Origin of the sequence: Pleomorphochaeta sp. (genome assembly GCF_050031695.1) — a bacterium.
In the GTDB taxonomy this organism is placed as follows: Bacteria; Spirochaetota; Spirochaetia; order Sphaerochaetales; family Sphaerochaetaceae; genus Pleomorphochaeta.
Map to the genome: position 1 here is coordinate 1 of NZ_JBNAIC010000037.1, position 24,040 is coordinate 24,040.

Annotated in this window: 24 protein-coding genes and 3 tRNA genes; 9 read left to right on the forward strand and 18 right to left on the reverse strand. The window is 26.5% G+C overall.

From position 1 onward, the window contains the following. A partial coding sequence (locus ACPKM0_RS06935) for a carbohydrate kinase family protein (RefSeq protein WP_472474602.1) occupies positions 1–753 on the reverse strand: 753 nt, incomplete at its 3' end. A gap of 175 nt (positions 754–928) precedes the next feature. Here ACPKM0_RS06935 and ACPKM0_RS06940 point away from each other — a divergent pair. The 4 genes from ACPKM0_RS06940 (at position 929) to ACPKM0_RS06955 (ending at position 3,605) form a co-directional block, all read left to right on the forward strand. After that, positions 929–1,699 (forward strand): DeoR family transcriptional regulator, encoded by a 771-nt coding sequence (locus ACPKM0_RS06940; protein ID WP_472474604.1) that lies wholly within the window; start codon positions 929–931, stop codon positions 1,697–1,699. Positions 1,700–1,738: 39 nt separating this feature from the next. Next, positions 1,739–3,064, forward strand: a complete 1,326-nt coding sequence (locus tag ACPKM0_RS06945) for a glycoside hydrolase family 32 protein (protein ID WP_472474606.1) — start codon at positions 1,739–1,741, stop codon at positions 3,062–3,064. 321 nt (positions 3,065–3,385) lie between these two features. Then, positions 3,386–3,458 (forward strand) — tRNA-Pro (locus ACPKM0_RS06950). 74 nt (positions 3,459–3,532) lie between these two features. Further along, a tRNA-Pro gene (locus ACPKM0_RS06955) sits at positions 3,533–3,605 on the forward strand. An 86-nt stretch (positions 3,606–3,691) separates the two neighbouring features. Here the strand turns inward: ACPKM0_RS06955 and ACPKM0_RS06960 are convergent. Beyond that, entirely contained in the window at positions 3,692–4,216 is a 525-nt protein-coding gene (locus tag ACPKM0_RS06960) for a GNAT family N-acetyltransferase (protein ID WP_472474607.1), read from the reverse strand. A gap of 24 nt (positions 4,217–4,240) precedes the next feature. Further along, the gene (locus ACPKM0_RS06965) at positions 4,241–5,008 is read right to left on the reverse strand and encodes a GNAT family N-acetyltransferase (RefSeq protein ID WP_472474608.1); all 768 of its coding nucleotides are present in this window, start codon (positions 5,006–5,008) and stop codon (positions 4,241–4,243) included. 310 nt (positions 5,009–5,318) lie between these two features. Here ACPKM0_RS06965 and ACPKM0_RS06970 point away from each other — a divergent pair. Beyond that, positions 5,319–5,392: transfer RNA gene (locus tag ACPKM0_RS06970), tRNA-Arg, on the forward strand. 154 nt (positions 5,393–5,546) lie between these two features. Here the strand turns inward: ACPKM0_RS06970 and ACPKM0_RS06975 are convergent. From ACPKM0_RS06975 to ACPKM0_RS06985, 3 genes are all read right to left on the reverse strand, one after another. After that, on the reverse strand, positions 5,547–5,903 hold the full coding sequence (locus ACPKM0_RS06975; RefSeq protein ID WP_472474610.1) for a hypothetical protein: 357 nt from the start codon (positions 5,901–5,903) through the stop codon (positions 5,547–5,549). Between the two features lie 97 nt (positions 5,904–6,000). Further along, the gene (locus tag ACPKM0_RS06980) at positions 6,001–6,714 is read right to left on the reverse strand and encodes an MTAP family purine nucleoside phosphorylase (RefSeq protein WP_472474612.1); all 714 of its coding nucleotides are present in this window, start codon (positions 6,712–6,714) and stop codon (positions 6,001–6,003) included. Further along, entirely contained in the window at positions 6,711–7,745 is a 1,035-nt protein-coding gene (locus tag ACPKM0_RS06985; protein WP_472474613.1) for a translation initiation factor eIF-2B alpha/beta/delta subunit family protein, read from the reverse strand. Before ACPKM0_RS06985 ends, ACPKM0_RS06980 begins: the two co-directional genes overlap by 4 nt. A gap of 308 nt (positions 7,746–8,053) precedes the next feature. On the opposite strand from ACPKM0_RS06985, the gene ACPKM0_RS06990 reads away from it, so the two are divergent. Further along, positions 8,054–9,334 (forward strand): FKBP-type peptidyl-prolyl cis-trans isomerase N-terminal domain-containing protein, encoded by a 1,281-nt coding sequence (locus ACPKM0_RS06990; protein WP_472474615.1) that lies wholly within the window; start codon positions 8,054–8,056, stop codon positions 9,332–9,334. Positions 9,335–9,537: 203 nt separating this feature from the next. Here the strand turns inward: ACPKM0_RS06990 and ACPKM0_RS06995 are convergent, their stop codons facing one another. The 4 genes from ACPKM0_RS06995 to cysK all read right to left on the reverse strand — a co-directional run bounded on the left by ACPKM0_RS06995 (position 9,538) and on the right by cysK (position 13,039). Further along, complete coding sequence (locus tag ACPKM0_RS06995; RefSeq protein WP_472474617.1) at positions 9,538–10,608, reverse strand: GGDEF domain-containing protein; 1,071 nt, start codon at positions 10,606–10,608, stop codon at positions 9,538–9,540. A 27-nt stretch (positions 10,609–10,635) separates the two neighbouring features. Then, positions 10,636–11,286: a cytidylate kinase-like family protein gene (locus ACPKM0_RS07000; protein WP_472474619.1), complete on the reverse strand. Its 651-nt coding sequence runs from the start codon at positions 11,284–11,286 to the stop codon at positions 10,636–10,638. 90 nt (positions 11,287–11,376) lie between these two features. Beyond that, positions 11,377–12,126 carry a DNA-3-methyladenine glycosylase family protein gene (locus tag ACPKM0_RS07005; RefSeq protein WP_472474621.1) on the reverse strand — a complete coding sequence of 250 codons (750 nt, stop codon included), beginning with the start codon at positions 12,124–12,126 and terminating at the stop codon, positions 11,377–11,379. A gap of 1 nt (position 12,127) precedes the next feature. Further along, complete coding sequence (cysK, locus tag ACPKM0_RS07010) at positions 12,128–13,039, reverse strand: cysteine synthase A (RefSeq protein WP_472474623.1); 912 nt, start codon at positions 13,037–13,039, stop codon at positions 12,128–12,130. 179 nt (positions 13,040–13,218) lie between these two features. On the opposite strand from cysK, the gene ACPKM0_RS07015 reads away from it, so the two are divergent. Then, positions 13,219–13,629, forward strand: coding sequence for a hypothetical protein (locus ACPKM0_RS07015; protein WP_472474625.1), 411 nt, complete (start codon positions 13,219–13,221; stop codon positions 13,627–13,629). Here ACPKM0_RS07015 and ACPKM0_RS07020 read toward each other — a convergent pair. The 6 genes from ACPKM0_RS07020 to ACPKM0_RS07045 all read right to left on the reverse strand — a co-directional run bounded on the left by ACPKM0_RS07020 (position 13,626) and on the right by ACPKM0_RS07045 (position 20,200). Further along, entirely contained in the window at positions 13,626–14,171 is a 546-nt protein-coding gene (locus ACPKM0_RS07020; protein ID WP_472474627.1) for a DJ-1 family glyoxalase III, read from the reverse strand. The two genes, ACPKM0_RS07015 and ACPKM0_RS07020, sit on opposite strands and share 4 nt — an antisense overlap. Continuing rightward, entirely contained in the window at positions 14,172–15,224 is a 1,053-nt protein-coding gene (locus tag ACPKM0_RS07025; RefSeq protein ID WP_472474628.1) for a 3-deoxy-7-phosphoheptulonate synthase, read from the reverse strand. It abuts the gene before it with no gap. A 21-nt stretch (positions 15,225–15,245) separates the two neighbouring features. Further along, the gene (locus ACPKM0_RS07030; protein ID WP_472474629.1) at positions 15,246–17,078 is read right to left on the reverse strand and encodes an AMP-binding protein; all 1,833 of its coding nucleotides are present in this window, start codon (positions 17,076–17,078) and stop codon (positions 15,246–15,248) included. Next, positions 17,068–17,859 carry an MBL fold metallo-hydrolase gene (locus ACPKM0_RS07035; RefSeq protein ID WP_472474631.1) on the reverse strand — a complete coding sequence of 264 codons (792 nt, stop codon included), beginning with the start codon at positions 17,857–17,859 and terminating at the stop codon, positions 17,068–17,070. Before ACPKM0_RS07035 ends, ACPKM0_RS07030 begins: the two co-directional genes overlap by 11 nt. Then, a complete protein-coding gene (locus ACPKM0_RS07040) occupies positions 17,859–18,191 on the reverse strand; it encodes an arsenate reductase family protein (RefSeq protein ID WP_472474633.1) in 333 nt (110 codons plus the stop codon). Before ACPKM0_RS07040 ends, ACPKM0_RS07035 begins: the two co-directional genes overlap by 1 nt. A 113-nt stretch (positions 18,192–18,304) precedes the next feature. Then, positions 18,305–20,200: an AMP-dependent synthetase/ligase gene (locus ACPKM0_RS07045; protein ID WP_472474634.1), complete on the reverse strand. Its 1,896-nt coding sequence runs from the start codon at positions 20,198–20,200 to the stop codon at positions 18,305–18,307. A gap of 354 nt (positions 20,201–20,554) precedes the next feature. On the opposite strand from ACPKM0_RS07045, the gene asnS reads away from it, so the two are divergent. Both asnS and ACPKM0_RS07055 read left to right on the forward strand, forming a co-directional pair. Then, the gene (gene asnS, locus ACPKM0_RS07050) at positions 20,555–21,940 is read left to right on the forward strand and encodes an asparagine--tRNA ligase (RefSeq protein ID WP_472474636.1); all 1,386 of its coding nucleotides are present in this window, start codon (positions 20,555–20,557) and stop codon (positions 21,938–21,940) included. 229 nt (positions 21,941–22,169) lie between these two features. Further along, positions 22,170–23,165, forward strand: coding sequence for an adenosine kinase (locus ACPKM0_RS07055; RefSeq protein WP_472474638.1), 996 nt, complete (start codon positions 22,170–22,172; stop codon positions 23,163–23,165). Here the strand turns inward: ACPKM0_RS07055 and ACPKM0_RS07060 are convergent. Both ACPKM0_RS07060 and ACPKM0_RS07065 read right to left on the reverse strand, forming a co-directional pair. After that, a complete protein-coding gene (locus ACPKM0_RS07060; protein ID WP_472474640.1) occupies positions 23,155–23,709 on the reverse strand; it encodes a response regulator transcription factor in 555 nt (184 codons plus the stop codon). The genes ACPKM0_RS07055 and ACPKM0_RS07060 overlap by 11 nt on opposite strands. Positions 23,710–23,731: 22 nt before the next feature. Beyond that, the coding region (locus tag ACPKM0_RS07065) for a DUF188 domain-containing protein (protein WP_472474642.1) at positions 23,732–24,040 on the reverse strand (309 nt) is incomplete at its 5' end.

Genomic DNA, 24,040 nt, shown 5'->3' on the forward strand with positions numbered 1-24,040 from the left:
TACACATTTAACTTCTAAGAAAGTTGGAGCTGATACACATATATCTTTATAATAAGCTTTAGAGCCATCTCTTCCTAATGTTAAAAAGATTAAGTCAATATCATATGCATCTCTAAATATTCTAATAGCTTTTTCAAGATCTTTTTCTCCTGTAAACCAGGTTAATTCGTTATCTGCAATTTTTAATACATTACATACTTTAAAACCTTCTCTAAAAGCTTCTTTTGCATCTTCTAAATCATCCCATAAATTTGCTCTTAAATTAGGGTCAAAAGAAATTAACATATTATTTTCTTTTGCTAACCTTATTGCTTTAAGAGTTGCTTTTTTACAAACTTCATTAGTCATAGAAAGAGTTCCAAAGTGAAAAACATCTTGGTCTTTAAAATATTCTTCTCTTATATCTTTTTCACCTAAAGCAGCATCTGCTCCGTTCTTCCTATAAAAAGTAAAGGATCTATCCCCTGTTTCATCATGATGTACAAAGGCAAGTGTTGTAGGCTCATAATTGCTTTTAATTAACCCATTTGTGCTTATACCTACATCAATTAAAGTTTTCTCTAATTGATTCCCAAATGCGTCATTACCAACTTTTCCAATAAAAGAAGCTTTATTTCCTAATTTATTTAACATAGCTAAAAAATTACAAGGGGCTCCTCCAGGATTTGCTTCATATAATGGGTTATTATTTCCAGATTCACCACTTTGAATAAAATCAATTAACAATTCACCTAAAGCTACTATTTTTTTCATAAAAAACCCCTTTTAAATAAATCAATTTTTCAAAATTTTCTCTAGATTACAATATTTTATTTAAATAAACAAGCAAATAATCAAAAAATCATTACAATAATCATAAATAAAGATATTTTATTGATTTTTTGATTATTTTATTGACAGTTAAATTAAGTTAAATTATTGTACTTACATGGATAAATCACAATTAAGCAAGAGACAAGAAAAAATATTAGATGCTATAAAAATCAACCCCAATATAAAAGTTAATGAAATAAGTGATATAACTAATACTGCTGCTGCTACAGTTAGAAGAGATTTAAATAAATTATCACAATTAAACTATATTGAAAAAAGCTACGGAAAGCTCTCAATTATAGATCCAATAGAAAAACGATTAATTGAAACCAATAACAGTATCAATGAAGAGCAAAAATCCTTAATAAAGAAAACAGAGAAACAAATACATTCTGGGAATGTAATATTATTAAATTACAGTATATTTAATTGTAAATTAATTGATGAATTATTAATTACTAATAAATTTGCTACTATTGTAACAAATTCCCTTGAACTTTTTGACAGATCTAAAGATTCTGATAAATTACATAATATTCTATTAGCTGGCTTATATAATAAAGAATTAAAAACTTTTTCAGGAACAACAACTTACTCTATTTTATCAACTTTAAGAGCTGATTGCTTTATAATGCATCCTTATAGTGTTGACTTTGAACTAGGCTTTTTAGCAAACCCAACAGATGATCTACAATTGACACAATATATGATAAATGTTGCTCGTAAAGTAATAATTTATATAGATGAAGAGTGCATAAGTAAAACATCTGGTTTATTAGTTGCAGAATTCAATTTAGTAAATACTGTAATCACAACTAAAAAGATATATGAAAAATATAAACAAGAATTAGATTTATATGATTTCAATATTATTATTTCAGATTAATTATCTTAAAAATTACTATTTTAAATAATGGAGGTTCTAATGAACACAACATATCCAAGATATCATTATAGACCAAATAAAAATTGGATAAATGATCCTAATGGAACTATCTACCATAATGGTTATTATCATATTTTCTACCAGTATAATCCGACATCTGATTGTTGGGGTAATCTGCATTGGGGACATGCAAGAACAAAGGATTTTATTAACTATGAGGTAATTTTTAATAATTTAGAACCACAAAAAGAATTAGGAGAAACTGACTGCTTTTCTGGTTGTCTTGCAATTAATAAAAAAAATAAACCAGTAGCTTTATATACAAGTGTGTCTATTAATAATGATGAAATACCAAATGTTCAAAAAGCTGTATTCTTAGATGATAATTTAAATTCATTTAAAGAAAAAAGAATTAACGCTCTCACTATTGATATGAAAAATATACCAAAAATAAGAAATGATTGGAGAGACCCATATGTATTTACTTATAAAAACAGGTATTTCTTGGTAATTGCCGCTGCAATTGGTGATTTACAAGACCCTTCTGTCTTACTTTTTGAATGTGAAGATGGAAGTTTAACTAATTGGAAATATAAAAATGAAATAGTCACCTTTAATCCAGTTATTGAATTATTCGAATGTCCAAACTTTTTTCAATTAGGAGAAAAATGGGTATTACTGGGTTCTCCTTATAAAGAAGTTGAATATTACATAGGTTCTTTTAATATCGAAACTTTAGATTTTAGTATTGAAAAAAAAGGTATTATTGATCATTGTGCACAATATTACGCAACTAATACAATACAAGATAATAAAGGAAGAACAATAATTCTTGCATTTGAAAGAGGTTTTAGTAAAAATAAGGGCTGGAATAACGCAATCTCTATACCGAGAGAATTATATATAGATGAATACAATGAAATTGTTCAAAAACCAATTTCTGAATTAAAACAACTTAGAAAAAATAAAATTGTTGAAAATAAAAATTTTTCACTCTCCTCTATAATAGATTTTACATCTAATCACTTAACTCAGTGTGAAATTAATTTTAATATTAAAATAAACGACAATTCAAAAACTAATCTAATATTAAAGGATGAAAAGAACTGTATAACTCAAATACTTTTTTCACAAAATAGTGTAAAATTTGATAGTATTTTTATACCTTTTAAAAAACTAAATAGTTATAATGTCATAATATTTATTGATCATAGCATCTTAGAAATTTATATTGACGATGGTAAACATTGTGCTACTAGAATTATTGAAGAATTATCGACAATTAATAACTTACAATTTAGAGGTAATTGTGAAATTACAAATTTAAATATTTACGAGATTGATAATTTAAATATTATTGAATAATAATTTTTAATATATCAGCCTCATTATATTAATTAGACTATACATTCATTAGTAATTATATAAAGCTTTTATATTTTAATTATTTTTCAAAAATTAATAACCTTATTTTATTTTTTAATAATAAATATTATAAGGTTATTCTTCTTTTGATATAAAAAATATTATTAAGAACAATTAAACATAACACACTCTATTTTATTATATACTAAAATTTTATATCACACACTCACTAAAATCATTAATCAAAACAAACAAAATTTCATTTTTTTTTGTGTTTTATATTGACCTTTATTATGGTTAATGGTAATCTCTCATTCGTTACGGGATGTCGCCTAGCGGCTATGGCGCTTGCTTTGGGAGCAAGATATCGAAGGTTCGAGTCCTTTCATCCCGATAAGCACTCTTAGTAGTTTGAGTGCTTTTTTATGGTAACAATTTTATAACTGTTACATATTACATATATATATACGGGATGTCGCCTAGCGGCTATGGCGCTTGCTTTGGGAGCAAGATATCGAAGGTTCGAGTCCTTTCATCCCGATTCAAAATGCTACCAATTATGGTAGCATTTTTTTTATATCAAATATTATGGTTGAATCATGATGAAAAAGTGTGAATATTAACAGTTTATTTTTCCCAGTCTGATTTTTTTATTATATAACACTCATAATCTGCAACTTTATTATTTATTATTTTATTTTTTTCAGTATGAGACCATTTCATATTACATTTTTCCATAACTTTCATAGAAGCTTCATTCCCTATTTCATAAAGGCCAAAAACCTCACTTACTTCTAATTTAATAAATGAAAAATTAATTATAGCTTCTAAAGCTTCACTCATATAACCTTTATTCCAATATTTTTTATTTAATACATATCCAAAAGTTGCTTTGTTTTCTTCTTTTTGAACATCTATACATCCTATAACTTGCTTAGTAGATTTTAATGTAATAGCATACGCACCTGTTTTTGTTAAAAAATTAACAATACACTGTCTACTTTCTTCAACTGACTTATGAGATGCCCAAGTTAAATATTTTACAGTTTCATCATCTTTAGCATAGTCATAAACTGCTTGAGCATCACTTTCTAGAAATCCTCTCAAAAACAATCTATCTGTCTCTATTATATTATTTATTATCTTAAACATTTATTACCTCTAATATTTCAATTCTTATTTATTTTTATTTTTTTTAAGCATTGAATAATACCCAATATCTTTAAATCCAATCTTTTTATACATTTTAGCTGCATTCGGGTTATCATAAAATAAACAAACGGTTTTACCCTGATTAATTAATTTATTACATAATGCATATACACATTTTAAAGCATAACCTTTTCTACGGTACTTCTCTCTAGTGGCGACCCCAATAATCATAGCTAATTCACTAGATTCAGCACTTGAACTTGCACCACTGACAATTTCATCATTTTTAATAATAGTAAAAATATGTTTTGAACCATTATCTAATTCTGCTTTAGTACTATCATAGTTTGATTTATTATTAAATATACTATCAATTAATGATAAATAATCTTTTAACTTTGTTTTATCTAATAAAATTACTTCATCAACTTCAATTTCAATATTTAATTTATTCAAAGTTGCAAAATAATAATCTCTTTGCTTAAATGAATTAACTTCAATTTTATCAATTACACTTTTTTCACCATTTATATTATCAATAGAAAATTTATCAATTAGTTGATTCATAAAATCTTGATCAATAACTTTACCATAAGAAACAATACTCAAGCTTGTAAAAAATCTTAAATAAACAGCTTTTATTTCTAAATCTATATCTATATATATATTAATATTTTCATTATCTAATCCAAAAACTTCTATATCGCCAATTAAAAACAAATTCATTTCTTTAGATTCATATAAATAAGCTATTAATTTATTTAAATCACTATCTTCACATTTTCTTATCATTTTTCTCCCCTCTTTTCATAATAAATATAGCAATACAAGATATTCATTAATTATTCAATTATTTTCTTTTTATTTTTTGTATTATCTCAATTTATTTATATATATTTATTAATATGATGGTATTTTGTTTATTCTTTATCTAATAAGCAATTATTGTTGAGTATATATTAAAATTAAAAAAGCGATAATTTTAAGGCCAAAAAACAAAACAAAAAACTTTATTTTTTTTGTTGACACTTTTTTTCAAATATGATAATTTCACTCTTGTCGTTAAGTTGAAACGAATAATAAGTTTTAATTTTACAATAATGCGCCAGTAGCTCAGCTGGATAGAGCAACTGCCTTCTAAGCAGTAGGTCATAGGTTCGACTCCTATCTGGCGTATTTCTTAAAATTTGATTCCTAAAATTAGGAATCTTTTTTTTCGATACTTTTTCATTTTTTTTCTCCTTTTTTTTAAAAAAAGGAATCTCTTAATTATAAATAACCGCATAAGTTCTCCCTTATGCGGTTCTTTTTATTTGTTAAATATCGAATATCATTTAGTTGCTTCTATTCCAACTACCTCATTATTATCTGATTGTTTTTTTTCAACTTTATTTTCAGGTTTTTTTTCAACATTTATTTTGCATGAATTATTAAGCAAATAAAAACCTAAAAACAATAAAAGTATACTGCTTAAAAAAGAACAACATCCAACAATTACAAGCATAATAGAAATTGAAGTTATTGCATAATTCATATTATTAATACTCATTCGCATAGTAAAACCTTCAGCAAAATGTTGTATACTGATTGGTGTTAAAGCTTGTCTAAAACTTGCAATAACTAAACCAATACCAAAAATAAATAAAATACCGCTAAAAACAAAACTTACTATAGATCCTTTTTTCATCTTCACACCTTCTATTTTAAAACGTTCTTATAATAATAATACTATACAAATAATATTGTTTGCCACATGACTTTAATGAAGAATTATGAAGATGTCTTTAAGAAATATCAGTTATTTTAAAACATCTAATACAAAAAGAAATAATAGCTTGAGCTATTTTATCCCTTGATTGTGTCTCTAAAAATGTAATTTTATCTTGATTCACACCGCTTGCCCAATTAATACTATAGGCTAAAGATACATACTTTATTTTTGCTTCAGACAATAGTGAGAATTCAGGACATCCTGTCATACCAACAAAATCTGCCCCAAAATGATCAAACATTCTAATCTCTGCTGGCGTCTCTAACCTAGGCCCATTAGTACAAATATAAACTCCACCCTCATCTAATGGAAAATTACACAAAGAAGCTTCTTTTTTAATATTCACTTTAAGTGACAAATTAAAAGGACTCGTCATTTCATTATGAAAAACATCATTTTCACATGAAAATGTAGACTCTCTCTGTCCATTCGTAAAATCTATAAAATCAGAAATAATTGTAACACCACCAGGTAATAATTTTTTACTAATAGATCCAACTGAATATATCCCAATACATTGCTCAACTCCTAATAATCTTAATGCTTCAACATTAGCCCTATAATTAATTAAATGAGGAGGCAATGAATGCTTCAAACCATGCCTCAATATTATTATTATATTATCTTTTTTTAAATATTCAGCTTTACCATATTTTGTATCAATTTCATAAATTTTAGAATCAGGGAAAAACTCATCAATACCTGTTCCACCAATTATTGCATTCATAAAAACTCTCCTCTTATCTCATTAGGCTTAAATACACCTTTATTTGTTATTATATTAGTTACTAAGTTGCTCTCTATTATATCAAAAGATGGATATAAAGCATCAATTTTATCTTCAGTAATATTTTTACCATTTATAACTAATAACTCTTTAGAATCTCTATATTCCATATTTACATCTTTATAAGTTAACTTAGTTTTATCAGGAGCCATAGCAAATGCCGAATATGGGATATTATAATATTTAGCACAAATTGCATTTTGATTTGTACCTATTTTATTTATAACAGACCCATCCATACAAACCAAATCAGCAGCACTCATATAATGAGTAATTAAACCTTGTCGCATAAAATAGGAACCCATTCCATCTGTAATAATTTTAACATCAACTCCTAATTCTTTTAAACTTGGAGCTGTTAATCTTGATCCTTGAAAATAAGGTCTTGTTTCATTTACCAAAACTTTTACATTTTTTCCACTTTTTATAGCAAAATAAACAGATAACAAAAAAGTATGTTCAGCAAAGCAAGTTGTTAATATTACATCATTATCTTTTATTAAAGTAGCTCCCAATTTTCCCATTTTATAATAGGTTTCATTATATTCTTCTTCTATTTGATCTATAGTTAAATTTATTTCTTTTACAAATTTATCAATAGTAAATTTGTGTGATTGAAATTTATCTTTGAAGTTATTTAAGATATTTTCAACACATCTTTTCATAGTTGTATTAGTAGGTCTTGCATTTACAATAAGCATTATCTCTTTTTCGAAATTACTATATTTAAAAGGAATAATAGTTCTTTCCATTTCACTAGCAATATATCTAAATGCAGTTAAAGCAATTTGTAATGGGGCACCACCTTGTGTAATCATATTTTTTAAAGCGACAGCTATTTCATTACAATTGGTACATTTATAATAACTTTTCTCTATTGGATATTTTTTTCTATTACCTATAAAAAATGAAGAATCATTAAAATAACAAATATTTTGTGGCTTTAGTAAATATGGTAAATTTAAATCCATTAATAAATACTCCTCAATAATAATTTATTTAGAATATACTAAATTTGAAACTATATGTATTTTATCATACAAAAATCGTAAAAGATATAATCAAAAAAATTAAAATTTATCACTTTATTTATAAATAAATCATATTTCTTCATAAATTTTATAATCCTTTCCTATACAATGAAATAAATACTGTTTTTAACGTATATATTTAATCATCATCAAATATTACATTTGACTAATTTCAATTCTTACCCTATTTTTAGTATAAATGATGTCAAATCAATGTCATAATTTAATGTAAGGAAGAATATAAACTTATGAAGATTAAAAAATTATCATTAATTACTGCACTTTTGGCTTTAACTTTAGTAGTTAGTCCAAATTTATTTGCAGCTGGCACAAAAGAAATTAAATCAACTGAAACTTTTGCAATGATTCAAAACATTTCTGTTGATGGGAATTATTATTCTTTTGAAGTACTTACTGACAATGAAGAAGTTGTTGTTACAATAAATAAAAAGAATGTCGATACTATTTATAATATTGATAGTTATGCAGTTGGAGACTATGTAAGTTTTGATAACTTAAGTATTGAAGAAAATCAAGCTGTATCTACTAATATAAAATATATTACACCATATGTAACATCTGGAGCTCTTTATTTTGTTCCTATTGAACCTGAATTTGAAGTTCCTGAAGTTGATTATGGTTTTGATAATGTTTTAGAACATTCTTTCAACTATACTTACGGTTATTCATTGATGACTAGCTTTAATTCACAAGGACTATTTATTAATGCTGATTACTTAGCACGTGGTGTTATTGATATTGTTAGTATAGATGAAGAAGATTTCTTTACAATGGAAGAATTACAAAGCTTTGTTGCTCAATATCAAGAAAGATATTCTAATACTGAAATTCCTAAGAAAACAGAAAATGGTGCAGAGTCAACACTAGAAGACGTACTAGCTTTAGAAAAACCAGAAATACTAGATAATCAATTTGCTTATGCTTATGGATATTTAATTGGTGCACAATTCTTAACCTCAGGAATTCCTGTTGATAGCATGTACTTCCCTCAAGGTGTATTAGATGCAGCATACGGCGCAGAAATTAAATTAACACAATATCAAATGGATAGCGCTATGAGAGATTTTGAAGCTCAATATAATGCTGAACAAGAAGCAGCTTTAAATAAAATTAAAGAAGATAATTTAAATGAAGCTAATTCTTTCTTAGAAGTTAATGCTACTCAAGATGGTGTTGTTACATTAGATTCAGGTGTACAATATAGAATTCTTACTAAAGGGGATAAAACTACTTTCCCTCTAGCTGAAGATGAAGTTACAATCAATTATGAATTAACTCTTTTAGATGGTTCTGTAATGGATAGTTCTTTCGAGAGAGGTAACGAAGCTACTTTTGCTTTAACTCAAGTAATTTCAGGATTTAGTGAAGCTGTAATGCAAATGAATGAAGGAGATTCTATCATTGCTTGGATTCCACCAGCACTAGGTTATGGAGAAGAAGGAAATCAAAATATTGAACCTAATTCATTATTAATTTTTAGAATAGATTTAATCTCAATAAATAAATAATAGATATATTATACCTTTTTTATACATACCTCAAAGTAGAAAATAATATTACTACTTTTGAGGTATTCTTTTTATTGAAGTTTAATAACTATTTTTAAAAATTAATTATTGTTGATGATAGATATACTATTTAGAATTAAAAATTATGCATGATATAAAAATTCTAAAACGTTTAGTAATCTATTAATTAATTGAAGTGTATTTTATTTATAATTTAGCATTCCAGCTTTTATAATCTTATTTTTACCTTCTTTCTTTGCCTTATACATAGCAACATCTAAATCTTTATATATTTGATCAAAAGCTCCAACATTAGATAATACAGTATATGAATAACCACCACTTATTGTTATTAATTTTTTTTGATTTTCAACTAAAGTAATATTGCTTATTTCTTTTATAGAAATTTCAAATTTATTTAAGCATGAATTTAGTGATTCATTATTACTGATAATAAAAAACTCATCCCCTCCAAGTCTAAATACATTAGAAACTCCAAAATTTGTTTGTAAAATTTTAGCATAGTTTACTATAAATAAATCGCCAATATCATGACCGTAACAATCATTTATCTCTTTAAAATTATCAATATCTGTTAATAATACAAAAATAACTTGTTTTTCATATTTTTTTATCTCAATATTTAAACCTCTTCTATTTTTACATCCACTTAATTGATCAATAGTTGATAAAAGTTGTAATTCATCATTAGCTTTTTGTAATTGCATTTTATCTAAATAATTCATAACAAATGTTTTATATTTATCAATAGAGATTAAAATCATTACTAAATGAAATAAAGTAAAATTTATTACAATATCAATTGTTAATCTATCAATAAGAAAAAAAACAAAATAAAAAATTATCATATTTACTAAATTATATACTATTGCACATATAGGAGTGGCTATATAAAAACAAATAATAAAACTTATATTTATTATATAAACAAAAGGTGCCATCCCCCTAGAAGCATCAAACGCTGATACAGCAATACCCCAGATTGTAAAAATATATAACAATAAATCTAATACAACACTGTTTGAAAAAAATTTCATTCTGTTTTTTTGCAAAGAAAAAAAATAGAAAATTAATACAGTTGAAAATAAAATTATATATGCATATAAATAAATTTTTGGAAGATCAATAATCAATGCTAATAAAATCATTAACATTTCAACAACTATAACTAAAATTGATAATTTATGAATTTTTTTTAAATTCCTCAAATTTAATGATTGTTTTAGTTCAACATTTTCCTCATTTATTTTCATATAGTTCACTTAATACATCCTAAATAATTAGACTGAAATACCTCTTCTAAGACGATCAAATCTAATTATACAATCAGCTGTTTTAGAAACACCTAAAATAGAAGAATCTATACATAAATCGTAATTTGAAGCACTACCCCATTTTCTATCTGAAAAATAATTGTAATAATGAGCTCTTGTTCTATCGTTCTTCTGACATTCACTTTGAGCTTTTTTATCAGGAATCTTGTAAATATTAGTTGCTCTTTCACACCTAACTTCTAATGGAGCATGAATAAATACTGATAATAATCTATTTTTCTCTTCTCTTAACACATAATCTGCACATCTACCAACAATAACGCATGAACCTTTTTTAGCAATCTCTCTAATAGCATCACATTGAATTAAAAAGATTCTATCATTAATAGGTAAATCAGGAAGCCCTAAATTACTAGTTGCCATTGGAAAAGCCCCAAAAGGATTTGATCCAGCCATTAATGTTTGAAAAAATGAACTTGCTGCTTTTTCATCGACATTTTCTATTAAAGCTTCATTTAGTCCACTATCTTTTGCAACTAAAGAAATAAGCTCCTTATCATAAAAAGGTATATCTAATTTTTTAGCAATTTCACTACCAACTCTTCTACCAGCACTACCAAATTGTCTACCAATTGTAAAAATTGTTCCTGTATCCATCATTGCCTCCTAAGTGTTATCTTAATTAAATTATATCATAATAGAAAAGTTTCAACAATTTTATTTTTCAAGAAACAACTTTACAAAAGTTTAGATATCATTAAAATACCCCAATCTTGCATAATGAAACATATATTGTTGCGCAATTCCTGCAAAGGGATAAAAATCATTTTCACTTAATGAGGGGAACTCTTTTTTCATTACTTTCTTTATCCAAACATCTTTAGGAAAAGAATTTAGTTGATGAAGAGCAAACAATCTAATACAAGAACTCACCTTTGGCCCAATCCCCTTAATACTTTGCAATACATCATCACTTTCTTTAGAACTTAAATCTTGAATTTCTAATAATTTATCAGAATTTTGAATAGCATCAAGAATATATGGAGCACGAAAACCAACCTTTAAATCCCTTAAATCTTGTTCAGTCAAATGTTCTAATTGTTGTGGCCGTGGAAAAGTAAAATAGCCTTTTTCAACTTCATTACCGAAATTTTTAGAAAAGCTATCATATAAACCTTCTATTCTTTTAATATTATTATTTTGACTTAATATAAAAGAAAAAATAGTTTCCCAAAGATCTTGTTTCAATATATGAATTTCTTTACATTTATCAATTATATCAATAAATTTAACATCTATTTTTTTTATTTCATTAAGTGCTGTATTATAATCAAAGTCCATATCCAAATAATTTCTTAAAAACTTATCTTCAATAGTACTATTATTGTTAATTCTATATACTTGGTTATTTAAAACAGCTACATAATTATCATTTTCTTTTTTCCAACAAAAACTCTGTCCTGAAAACAATGTATTTTCGAGATCAAAATCTATCATATTATTCCTCAAATAAATCCGTAGATAAATACCTTTCGCCTGAATCAGCTAATAACACAACAATATTCTTATTTTCTACTTGTTTTGCTATTTCTAAAGCTCCTTTAAAAGCAGCTCCTGATGACATTCCAACTAATAAAGCTTCTAATCTTGATAGTTTTTTACTATAAGATATCGCATCTTCACTACTTACTTTTACTACTCTATCTACTAAATTTTTATCATAAATACTAGGAATAAAACCAGCTCCTATTCCTTGGATTTTATGATATCCTGGTTTTTCATTTGATAATACTGCAGATGTTTCAGGCTCTACTGCTACAATTTGTATATTTTGATTCTGCTCTTTAAAATATTTTGCACACCCCATTATTGTCCCTGAGGAACCTACTGCAGATACAAAATAATCAACTTTTTTATCTAAATCTTTATAAATTTCTCTAGCTGTTGTCATATAGTGAGCTAAAGGATTATCACTATTATCAAATTGGGATGGCATAAAAGAGTTATCAATTTCTTCTAACAACTCATTTGCCTTAGTAATTGAACCTTTCATTCCTCTTGAGGCTTTTGTTAATACTATTTCAGCACCCAAAGCTTTTAATAATTTACGTCTTTCAATACTCATTGATTCAGGTAATACTAAAATACATTTATAACCTTTTATAACGGAAATAAATGCTAATCCAATTCCAGTATTCCCACTTGTTGCCTCAATAATTGTACTATTTTCTTTAATCAAACCTTTCTTTTCTGCTTCTTCAATCATAAATAAAGCAGCTCTATCTTTTACACTAGATAAAGGATTCATTGATTCAAGTTTCACATAAATATTATTAGTAGTTGGATTTAATCGATTAATTTTTACTAAAGGTGTATTCCCAATTGTATCAAGTATATTTTCAACTAACATATATCCTCCCAAATATATAAAAAGCTATTCATTTCTTTCATTAACTAAATAATTAAGAAGAAATGTGTATTTTTTTGTTAATAACAAGTATATACCCTTTTCAAAAAATAACATATATGTATATTATAAAATAAATAAATTTTGTATTCGGAATTTATATAAGAAGGGAATAATAAAAAATGGATACTACAGATACATCTAATGAAATGATAGAATTTTATTCTATTGCTAAAAAAGAACTAGGAGATATTTGTTTTGATAAATTTCAAAATCAGATTATTAATCACAAATATTTTTTAGGATTAAAATTAAAAAGAAACCCAAGTCTTCAAGAAACAATTATCTCATATGAAAATGATATATTCTTACCAGTTTGTAAAATAATTAAAAATTGGGAATTTGACATAGCTTTTAAAAAAGAACATAAAGAATGTTTATATTTTTCATTTTTAGAACACTTATATTTAATCAGAGAAAAACATCCAAAAATTAGTATCGACAAAGCTGCTCATGATTTTTGTTTAAAACATGGAGATAATAAAAGAGGCCGACTATTAGTCAACCTCCTATATAAATGTCAAGCTTGTTAACGAGCTAAAAAAGCCTTTTTAACTTCTAACATCTTTTCTTTACCTAAGACCTCTTCAACAATGGTAAATGCAAATTCTTCTGCAACACCTGGGCCTTGGGCAGTTATAACCTTAGAATCTACAACACATCTACTATCATGAGTGAAATTGATATGTGGTGCAACTTTTTCCATTGATGGATAACAAGTTGCTTTCTTATCATCTAATATACCTGCATTAGCTAATACAACTGCAGGAGCAGCACATAAAGCACAAACAAAACCTTCTTGTGAAGTGTTTATAATTCTTCTAACAACTTCAAAACTATTAGCTAAATTAGTACTTCCTGGCATTCCTCCTGGTAAAACTATAACATCATAAACTTCTTCAGCTTCAGAAATTTCAATATCGCAAACTATTTTAACATTATGAGAACTATTTATTTCTTTACTTTTTACACCAGCAACAACAACATTCATAGAACTTCTTCTAAGTATATCAATTGGAATAATAGCTTCAGTTTCTTCAAACCCTTCAGCCAAACATATTAATGCATTAATCATTTAAACATTCTCCTTTGATAATTTATTATAAGCATCAAGAAGTATTTCTCTAGTATCTTTTATAGAAATACATTCATCTGTGATACTTACTCCATATTTTAGTTTATCTAAATCTTCTGTAATTTTTTGTGAACCTTGCTCTAAATTACTTTCAATCATAAAACCTCGAATACTTTTTTCATTATAATTAATTTGATCAATGATATTTCTTAAAACTCTTTTTTGCCTATAAGCTTTTTTACCACTATTTGCATGTGAACAGTCTACAATAATTGAAGGATTCACCCCATTTTTGATAAGTTTTTCTCTTGCTTCTTCAACTTTTTCATCATAATAATTTGGTCCGGTGTTACCACCTCTTAAAATCAAATGACCTAATTCGTTACCTGAAGTTCTAATTACTGATGTATTACCATCTCTATCAACTCCAATAAAAGCTGCTGGTAATGCTGCACTTTTTATAGCATTTATAGCATTAGAAATATCACCATTAGTGCTGTTTTTAAAACCAACAGCAACAGAAAGTCCACTTGATAGATTTCTATGTGTTTGACTTTCAGTTGTTCTCGCACCAATTGCTGACCAACTCATTAATTCATCAATATATTGAGGAACAACTGGATCTAATACTTCACAACCAACAGGAAGACCTAATTCGATAATATCAATTAATAATGATCTTGCAATATATAAACCTTTCTCAATATTGTAGGAACCATCAATATCAGGGTCAATTATTAAACCTTTCCATCCACCAACTGTTCTAGGTTTTTCAAAATAAGTACGCATGACAACAAAAATTTTATCACTGATTTTATCAGAGATTTCTTTTAGTTTTTTAGCATACTCAATTGCAGCTTTTGGATCATGAATAGAACAAGGTCCAACTATAGCTAATATTCTATCATCTTTATGATTGATGATATTATTAACTATCCTTCTACTTTCAGTAATTTTATCTTTTACTTCTTTAGTAGTTGGTATTTTCTTTTGTAATTCTTTTGAAGAAATAAGTGATTCATAACTTGTTATACGAATATCAGTGTTTTGCATTTTTAACCTCTGTCTTTATTCTTATTTTTCTTCATCTTTTTTATTTTTCTTAAATTTATCTAAATATAAGAATCTTTTAATCTTTTGGGTAGGAGTTCTTTGAAATGGTTCATCTTGTAATGAAACATCATGTATCTTACTAAAAGAATTTAATTCTTTATTTATATCACGTTTTAGTTTATTAATATAATCGCTTGCAGCTTTTTTTGTCTCTTCAATAGATAATTTTGTTATCTTTGAATAGGCTTCATAATCAATTTTTATTAGTGCAACTAAACTTGAGCCTTCTGGTATTACTAAAGTTTCTTGTACAAATTCTTGATTATTAAATATACTTTCAATAGCTTCAGGATATATATTTTCACCACCAGCACCTAATATCATAGTCTTTGACCTACCTTTAAGTGCAAGTCGGTTTTTTTCTACCATTCCTAAATCACCAGTTTTAAAATAGCCATCTTTTGTGAACACTTCTTTATTTAGTTCATCATTTTTATAATAGCCCTTCATTACTCCAGGACCTTTAACAGCTATCTCGCCTACTCCGGTTTTAGGATCTTTATCTAAAAGTTTATACTCAACATTAGGAACAAATTTGCCAATAAAACCTCTTTTATGGTCACTTTTCTTATATCCACAAGCTGCAACTAATGGACTAGTTTCAGTCAATCCATAACCAATTGCATAAGGAAACTTTGCTCTATATAAAAAGTCTTCAACTTCTTTATCTAATGGAGCACCACCTAAACCAAAAAACTTAATTCTTCCACCAAAAGTAACTTTCAATTTATTTCCAATTAATCTATAAATAAATCTTCTTGTCAAAGGGAATTTAATAAGATTTTTAATATTCTTATTCTTACTTATTGTAGGCAATACTGCACTTCTATAAACTTTTTCCATTAATAAAGGTACTGATAATATAATTTGTGGCTTAATTTCTGCTAAAGCAGGTAATAAAATACTTGCTGCAGGTGGTTTTCCTAAGAAAATTATATGTGCACCATTCATCATCATCAATAATTGGCCTTCGGTAAACTCATATACATGAGAAACAGGTAAAATTGATAAAAACTTATATCTTGGCTTAATCTTAACATAAGCATCGGATGAAATATCAGCATTCCATACCAAATTTTTATGAGTTAATTGCACAGCTTTACTAGTACCGGTTGTTCCACTTGTGTAAATAATAGATGCTAAATCATCTTCTTTAACAACAACTTCTTTAAGAGCGTTATTTTCTTTCATCTTTCTCTTAAAAGCCTTAACGTCAACACCTGCTGCTTCTTCAAAAGCTTTTTTAGTTTTTACTTCTTCAATTATATTAGATGGAATAATAAACAAATCATCTAGCCTAAATACTAAAGGTTTTATTTCTGCAATATAATCAGTTGTTTTTTCAAAATGCTTTGTATTAATTACAATAGCTTTAGCTTCACTGTGTTCTAATATTTTTGTTATTTCTTTTTTAGAAAAATCAGGAAGTATTGGAACTGCAATAGCACCAATTGTTGTAATTGCAAAATAAGAGAGCATCCAGTTTGGACAAGATTCTCCAACTATAGCTATTCTATCACCTTTTTCTATACCTTTAGATAAAAAATATGCCCTAATATTTTGAACTATATAATTAAACTTTCCGTATGTTAATAAATCATCTTGACCATATGTACTCATAAATGGATTTTTAAAATTTCTACTAACAGTACATCTAAGTGTAGCATTCATAGTAAATTCATCTACACTTCGCATACGAAGACCATCTTCTCTCTTAATTGCTAAACATTTTTTATATGTTACAATCTCCATATGTTTTTGTTTTTTATTTTTCTTCTTTTGTTTATTCTTCAACTTTAACTTTCTCCATAACATTTACCACACTACCTCTTTGGCATGTTATTACATTTGGAATATTTGTATTACTTTTAAATATATTATCTACTAATTCAACATCATTATTTTTATCAGATAAATGAATTAAATATAAATAATTACCATTAAAATTACTTTTTTTAATTAATTCAAGAGCTTGATCATTTGATAAGTGTCCCCACTTTCCTCTAACTCTTTTTTTTAATTTGTATGAATAAGGACCATTAAGTAACATGTCTTCATCATAATTTGATTCTAAAAATAAGATATCACTAATGCTAGCAAAAGAAACCATTTCATCTGTAGTATCTCCTGTATCAGTAATAAGTGTTACAACTTCACCATTATTTTGAAGATTATATCCAACACTCCCTCCACTATCATGTAAAGTGTTGAATGATGTAATTTTAAAATCTCCAATATTAATTGTTGAAGATACATCAAAAGATATAATTTTGTTTTGCTTAATATTTAATTTAGAAAAAACAACAGGTTCTTTTTCTATTGCTTCTTTTGGAATATATAAAGGAACATTTAATTTATTAGATGTAACTTTTAAGCCATAACAATGGTCTGGATGAAAATGTGTCATAAAAATAGCTTTTATACTTGATATAGGAATTCCTAATGATAAAAATTTTCTTTTAAATTGAACAAAAGAATATCCTTGATCTATTATTATTGAATCTTTTCCATCAAAAATAACATAACTATTTCCACAAGAACCAGTACCTAACACAGCATGAAACAAATTTTCCATTACTTACTCCAATCAATTATTTTATTTATATCAAAGCCTTTATTAACTTTTTGTTTACATCTAATTATAGGAGTAATTAACAAATCACTATTTTCTTCTAGCTCTTCTCGTGCATCATAAACCATATATGAAAAACCTTTCTTCTTATATAATTTTGACTCTTTATCAATTAATTCTTCTGCATCATATTTATTAAAAATGCTTTCCCATTCTTTTTTTGATAAATCTCTTTCTTTTAAATCAACAAATTGAAACTCAATTCTTCTCTCTTTAGCAGCTCGAATTGCTTTTTGAGTTTCTTTGCATTTTTTTGTTCCAATAATTTGAATCATAATTCCCCTTAAACATTGTCATTATTTTAAACAATGGATAGGGATTTATCAAGCTATAATTAGAAATTTGTACTATAAAAAACCTCAAAGCGAATACTTTGAGGTCTTTATAATTAAGCATATAAGCTATCGATTACTTTTTTGTAATATTCTTCAATCTTATTTCTCTTTAATTCTTGCTTAGCACTAAGTTCTCTTCCAACTTCAAAAGGTTTTTCAAGAAGTGCAAACTTGTTAATTAATTCATGAGGTTTAAAACCTAACTTTATATTAATTTTTTCATCAATTTTTTCTTTTAAGTATTTATGGATTGCCTCTTTATCATCTTTGTATTTATCACTTAAAGAAGCAACATATTCTTTAATTGTTTCAGAATTTACAACAATTAAAGCTGATAAATATTTTCTATCTTGTCCAATTACAATAACATTATCAATAAAATCCAATTCACTTAATTTACCTTCAATAGGTACAGGTTCTAAATTTTCACCACCAGCTAATACTATAGTATCTTTTGCTCTACCCACTATTGAAATATCATTATTTAATGATTTAATTACTAAATCTCCTGTGTTTAAATATCCATCTTTATCAATAATAGCATTAGTAGCCTTCGGGTTATTAAAATAACCTTTCATAACTTGTGGCCCTTTAACTTTTAATACACCTTTTTCCCCTACAGAGACTTCCTTATTATTTTCATCCACAATTTTAAAAGAAGTTCCATCTATTATTTGCATAGTACCAATAATAGGTTTTCTTAAATTTCTAACTGATAAAATAGGAGCAGTTTCTGTCATTCCATAACCATCTAATAAAGTAATTCCAATTGCATTAAAGAATGCATCAACACCCTTTGGCATGGATCCACCACCACATACACCAGCTATAAGATTTTTACCAAATAATGATTTTACTTTTCTAAACATTATCTTATTGCCAAGTTTAAATAATGGATAATTTAAGGTCATTGAAATAAACCCAGATATTACTTCTATAAAACTAAAAGGATTTTTTTTGTATTTAGGTAATAATCCATGAACCTTGTTATACCCGTTTTTCCAATTTTTTGCACTTTTAATTAAAACTAAACTTAATGTTTTCTTAAAACCTTTAGTTTTTCTAATCTTAGATTCAATAGTTTTATTAACAGATTGCCAAATCCTTGGAACTGAAGAAAACCAGTGTGGATTAACTTTTTGAAAGTCGCTAAGCATTATTTTACTAATTGGTTTACTATAATACATCGCTTGATTATGATATAAGCAAACATATGTTACAGCTCTCTCTAGTGAGTGCCAAATAGGTAATACTGTCATCCATCTTTGTCCAGGTTTAAACTTATTATCAACAACTTGTTGAAGATTAGAGACTTCATATATAAAATTGTTATTTGTAAGCATAACACCTTTACAAGCACCAGTTGTACCACTTGTAAAAATAATTGTAGCTAAATCATCAGCCTTACCTTCTTCAATTCTACTATTAATATTATCTAATAAGGATTTATCATTAACTAATAGTTTACTTCCACTTTCTATTAAATCATACAATTTCACTACTTCAAAATCTGATTCGATTTCAACATCAGTCTGTTCCATTAAAATTAATGTTTTTATAAATGGAAAATCATCTTTTAAGCCTTCAAATCTTTTTATAGTTTTAACATTTTCAACAAAACAAGTACTTACTTTAGTTTCATTTAAAATTTGTATTAATTCAACATCAGTTGCATCTAAACCTCTAGGTACATCTACACAATTTAAATATTGTATTGCTAAATCACTGTATAACCATTCTTTTCTATTATCACTAATAATTGCTATTAATTCTTGCTTTTTATAATCAAATTTATTTTGTAAGCCCAATGCTAAGTTAATAACAATATTTTCTACTTCACTGTATGTTTCTTCAACAAATTTACCACTTTTATTCTTTGATCCAATCAATGTATGATTTGGATATCTATTTACACTTTGTTGAAACATTTGTGCTATTGTCTTTACCATGTTCGACTCCTATAACTGAAAACTACTAAAAATACATCCACTAGTCAATATGTCAATATTAACATATTTTTATAATTTGTCAAAATAAAAATATTTATATTAATTTTTGCCATTATTATACAGATTTTTCACTTTATGTATTTTTTGTGTAAATATTAATAGTCTTATTTTTTACAAACGTGTAATAATTTATTACTTTTTGATATTTGTTATATTTTAAGGTCCTTTAAAATCAAATTTTCCATTTTTTAATATTCTAATATTTAGTTATGAAATCTCAATTATTTAATAAAATGTATTGACTCAAAGCATTAATACGTTTGATAATAAATGAAATTTCAAGGAGCATCTATTATGAATTATAGAATTAAAGATTTATTAGCTAAAAACCCAAGTGAAGAGGTTTATTTAGCTGAAGGTTGGGTTCGCACTAAACGTGATAGTAAAAATGTTTGCTTCCTTGAGCTAAACGATGGTTCGTGTCTCAAGGGTTTGCAAATTGTTATCGATAAGGCTGCCCTAAATAATAATGAACTTATCTCAAATATTACAACTGGAGCATCATTATCTGCTAAAGGTACAATCGTAAAAAGCCAAGGCGGAAACCAAGCTGTTGAAATGCTTAGCACAGATATTACAATTATCGGAGAAGCTGGAAGTGATTATCCACTACAAAAAAAACGCCATAGTATAGAGTACTTAAGAGAAATTGGACACTTAAGAGCTAGAACCAATTTAATTGGTGCAGTTATGAGAGTTAGAAACACTTTAGCTTATGGTGTTCATGAGTTTTTCCAAAACAATGACTTCGTTTATGTAAATACTCCTTTAATTAGTACAAGTGACTGTGAAGGGGCTGGAGAAATGTTCCAAGTCACTACTCTTGATTTAAACAATGTACCTAAAACTGAAGAAGGTGATATTGATTATTCAAAAGATTTCTTTGGGAAAATGGCTAACTTAACTGTAAGTGGTCAATTAGAAGGTGAGACTTATGCAATGGCACTAAAAAATATTTACACCTTTGGACCAACTTTTAGAGCTGAAAATTCTAATACTAAAAAACACTTAGCAGAATTTTGGATGATTGAACCTGAAATGGCTTTCTGTGATATTAATTTAAATATGGAAGTAGCTGAAGATTTCTTAAAATTCTTATTTAAAAAAGTTTTGAAAGAATGCAGTGAAGATATGGAATTCTTTTCTAAATTTGTAGAAAAGGGTGTAAAAGAAACTTTAGAATCAGTTATAAATTCTCCTTTTGCTCATATGACTTATACAAAGGCTATTGAAGTATTAAAAGAAAACAATGATAAATTTGAATTCCCAGTAGAATGGGGTTCTGATTTACAAACAGAACATGAAAGATATTTAACTGAAAGTTACTGTAAATCTCCTGTTATTGTTACCGACTATCCTAAAGAAATTAAAGCTTTTTATATGAAGCTCAATGAAGATAATAAAACTGTTAGAGGTATGGATGTTTTAGTACCAAGACTTGGAGAAATTATCGGGGGTAGCGAAAGAGAAGCTGATTTAGAAACATTAAAAGCTAGAATGAAAGAATTAGATTTAGATGAAAAAGATTATTGGTGGTATCTAGATTTAAGAAAATTTGGAACTGTTCCACATGCAGGTTTTGGTTTAGGTTTTGAAAGAATTGTTCAATATGTAACTGGTGTTCAAAACATTAGAGACGTTATTCCTTATCCAAGAACTGTTGGAAATGCTGAATTCTAAATCTTATAAAAATTTGATATTATGTTGCACTCGTCATTTAGTTGACAATGCAACATTTTTTTTATATATCCCCTACTTCTTCTTTTTCTTAAAAACAACTTATGACTTTGTAAACTTAACAAAACTATTAATCAAAATCAGTATTTATTATATAATTATTTATTTTAATTAGTTCTTTATTTTAAAAACCATCTTGAAAAATGAAGGCTTTTGTAATAGTTTTAAATTTATGGAAAATGATGAAGTAACTGTTTATGGAATTGGTAACACTCTAATTGATATTATTAGTAGTGTCGAATATGAAGATTTAGATAAACTTGGCCTTACTAAAGGCATAATGCAATTAATAGATGCTAATTTTAGAGAAAAATTAGTAGAGTTTATGAAAGGGAAAAAGATTAAATATTCTTGCGGTGGTTCTTGCCCTAATACTATTATTACATTATCAATGCTAGGAATTAATACTATATTAGCAGGAAAAGTTGGTTGTGATGAATTTGGTGAAAATTATCATAAAAACTTATTAACTTATAATACTAAAGATGAACTTATTGATTGCAATGACAAAACAGGCTCTTCTATTATTTTTGATACTCCTGATAGTGAAAGAACAATGAATACTTATCTCTGTGCAAATAGAGAATTTTGTAAAGAAGATGTTAATGAAGAAAGTGTAAAAAATTCTTCCTACTTTTACTTTACAGGATATATGTGGGATACTGAAAACCAAAAAGAAGCAATAAAAAAAGCTCTTAAAATTTCTAAAGAAAATAATACTCAAGTAGTTTTCGATATAGCTGACCCTTTTGCAGTAAAAAGATACAAAGATACTTTTTTAGAATTAATAAAAGATGATATTGATATCGTATTTGCTAATAGAGAAGAAGCTAAAATCATGTTTGAAAATGAAGATCCTTATGATAACTGTGTAGAACTTGGTAAAATATGTAAAACTGCAATTGTTAAAAATGGTATTAAAGGTTCTTTTATTTCTCATAATGGTAAAATTTATAATATCCCAGTACATGGAAGTGTTAATCCTGTTGATACAACAGGAGCAGGAGATATTTATGCTGCAGGGTTTATCTTTGGACTTTGCAAAAATTTATCAATCGAAGAATGTGGTAGAATAGCATCAATTATGGCTGGTGAAATAATTTCCCAAATAGGTGCACAATTTTCTTGTGAAAACCTTGAAAAAGCGCTTAACCTAATTAATTGTTAAACATATTATTATTTATAGCCCATAGAGTTAATTGAGTGATTGAATGCACTCCAGTTTTTATATAAATATTTCTTCTATGGGCTTCAACTGTTCTCTCACTTACTCCTAATAAATTTGCAATTTGATTATTATTTTCGCCCTTAAGTATTAAGCCTAATATCTGTTTTTCTCTTTTTGTTATTTTTATTGATAGAGCTACTTGAGGATGTAAATATATAATATTTTCTTTAAAGACTTTTGTTTTACAATTTAATTCTAGAACAATAAAATTATCTTCACTTAAAGTAGTTAAGATACTCATATTTTCACCATCAGCTAATATAATGAATTTCAAATCTGCGTTTTTTTTAAAAAAAGCTTTTAATTTAACTAATGATAATAAATCATGTGTTACAAAAATAGAAATATCATAATTTTCATAACAATTATTTAAAGTTTCTTTAACAAAGATACAATTATCATAAATTGAAGAATACAATGCTAACTTTCTAAGAAGGTGTAAATCCCTTTTATTTTTATAATTAATTAAATATTTTACATTCATATTTAATTAATAAAATAAATTATTATTTTTGCCCTAATTCTTTTTTATATTTATCCAAAGTTTTAGAGAAGGCATCACTAAATAACTTAACAGCCTTAGGCCCCATTTTCTTATTTTTCTCAATATTTATACCATAGCTTCTTAATTCAGTCATAGCATTACGAATTGATAACCTCTCTTTAATATTTTTATCTGTAAAGATATTACCTCTATCATCTAATACTAAAACACCTTTTTCACATAATCTATCTATTAAAGGAATATCATGTGTAATTGCTAAATCTCCATCTTCTGCTAATTCAACAATTTTATTATCTGCACTATCACTATC

Bases quoted from the DNA above. Each gene is read 5' to 3' on its own strand.
- ACPKM0_RS06985 (WP_472474613.1), bottom strand. From the start codon at position 7,745: ATGGATTTAAATTTACCATATTTACTAAAGCCACAAAATATTTGTTAT.
- ACPKM0_RS07015 (WP_472474625.1), top strand. From the start codon at position 13,219: ATGGATACTACAGATACATCTAATGAAATGATAGAATTTTATTCTATT.
- ACPKM0_RS07040 (WP_472474633.1), bottom strand. From the start codon at position 18,191: ATGATTCAAATTATTGGAACAAAAAAATGCAAAGAAACTCAAAAAGCA.
- ACPKM0_RS06945 (WP_472474606.1), top strand. From the start codon at position 1,739: ATGAACACAACATATCCAAGATATCATTATAGACCAAATAAAAATTGG.
- cysK (WP_472474623.1), bottom strand. From the start codon at position 13,039: ATGTTAGTTGAAAATATACTTGATACAATTGGGAATACACCTTTAGTA.
- ACPKM0_RS06960 (WP_472474607.1), bottom strand. From the start codon at position 4,216: ATGTTTAAGATAATAAATAATATAATAGAGACAGATAGATTGTTTTTG.
- ACPKM0_RS07055 (WP_472474638.1), top strand. From the start codon at position 22,170: ATGGAAAATGATGAAGTAACTGTTTATGGAATTGGTAACACTCTAATT.
- ACPKM0_RS07025 (WP_472474628.1), bottom strand. From the start codon at position 15,224: ATGCAAAACACTGATATTCGTATAACAAGTTATGAATCACTTATTTCT.
- ACPKM0_RS07035 (WP_472474631.1), bottom strand. From the start codon at position 17,859: ATGGAAAATTTGTTTCATGCTGTGTTAGGTACTGGTTCTTGTGGAAAT.
- ACPKM0_RS07020 (WP_472474627.1), bottom strand. From the start codon at position 14,171: ATGATTAATGCATTAATATGTTTGGCTGAAGGGTTTGAAGAAACTGAA.
- ACPKM0_RS07060 (WP_472474640.1), bottom strand. From the start codon at position 23,709: ATGAATGTAAAATATTTAATTAATTATAAAAATAAAAGGGATTTACAC.
- ACPKM0_RS06965 (WP_472474608.1), bottom strand. From the start codon at position 5,008: ATGATAAGAAAATGTGAAGATAGTGATTTAAATAAATTAATAGCTTAT.
- ACPKM0_RS06940 (WP_472474604.1), top strand. From the start codon at position 929: ATGGATAAATCACAATTAAGCAAGAGACAAGAAAAAATATTAGATGCT.
- asnS (WP_472474636.1), top strand. From the start codon at position 20,555: ATGAATTATAGAATTAAAGATTTATTAGCTAAAAACCCAAGTGAAGAG.
- ACPKM0_RS07005 (WP_472474621.1), bottom strand. From the start codon at position 12,126: ATGATAGATTTTGATCTCGAAAATACATTGTTTTCAGGACAGAGTTTT.
- ACPKM0_RS07045 (WP_472474634.1), bottom strand. From the start codon at position 20,200: ATGGTAAAGACAATAGCACAAATGTTTCAACAAAGTGTAAATAGATAT.
- ACPKM0_RS06995 (WP_472474617.1), bottom strand. From the start codon at position 10,608: ATGAAAATAAATGAGGAAAATGTTGAACTAAAACAATCATTAAATTTG.
- ACPKM0_RS06975 (WP_472474610.1), bottom strand. From the start codon at position 5,903: ATGAAAAAAGGATCTATAGTAAGTTTTGTTTTTAGCGGTATTTTATTT.
- ACPKM0_RS07000 (WP_472474619.1), bottom strand. From the start codon at position 11,286: ATGGATACAGGAACAATTTTTACAATTGGTAGACAATTTGGTAGTGCT.
- ACPKM0_RS06990 (WP_472474615.1), top strand. From the start codon at position 8,054: ATGAAGATTAAAAAATTATCATTAATTACTGCACTTTTGGCTTTAACT.
- ACPKM0_RS06980 (WP_472474612.1), bottom strand. From the start codon at position 6,714: ATGAATGCAATAATTGGTGGAACAGGTATTGATGAGTTTTTCCCTGAT.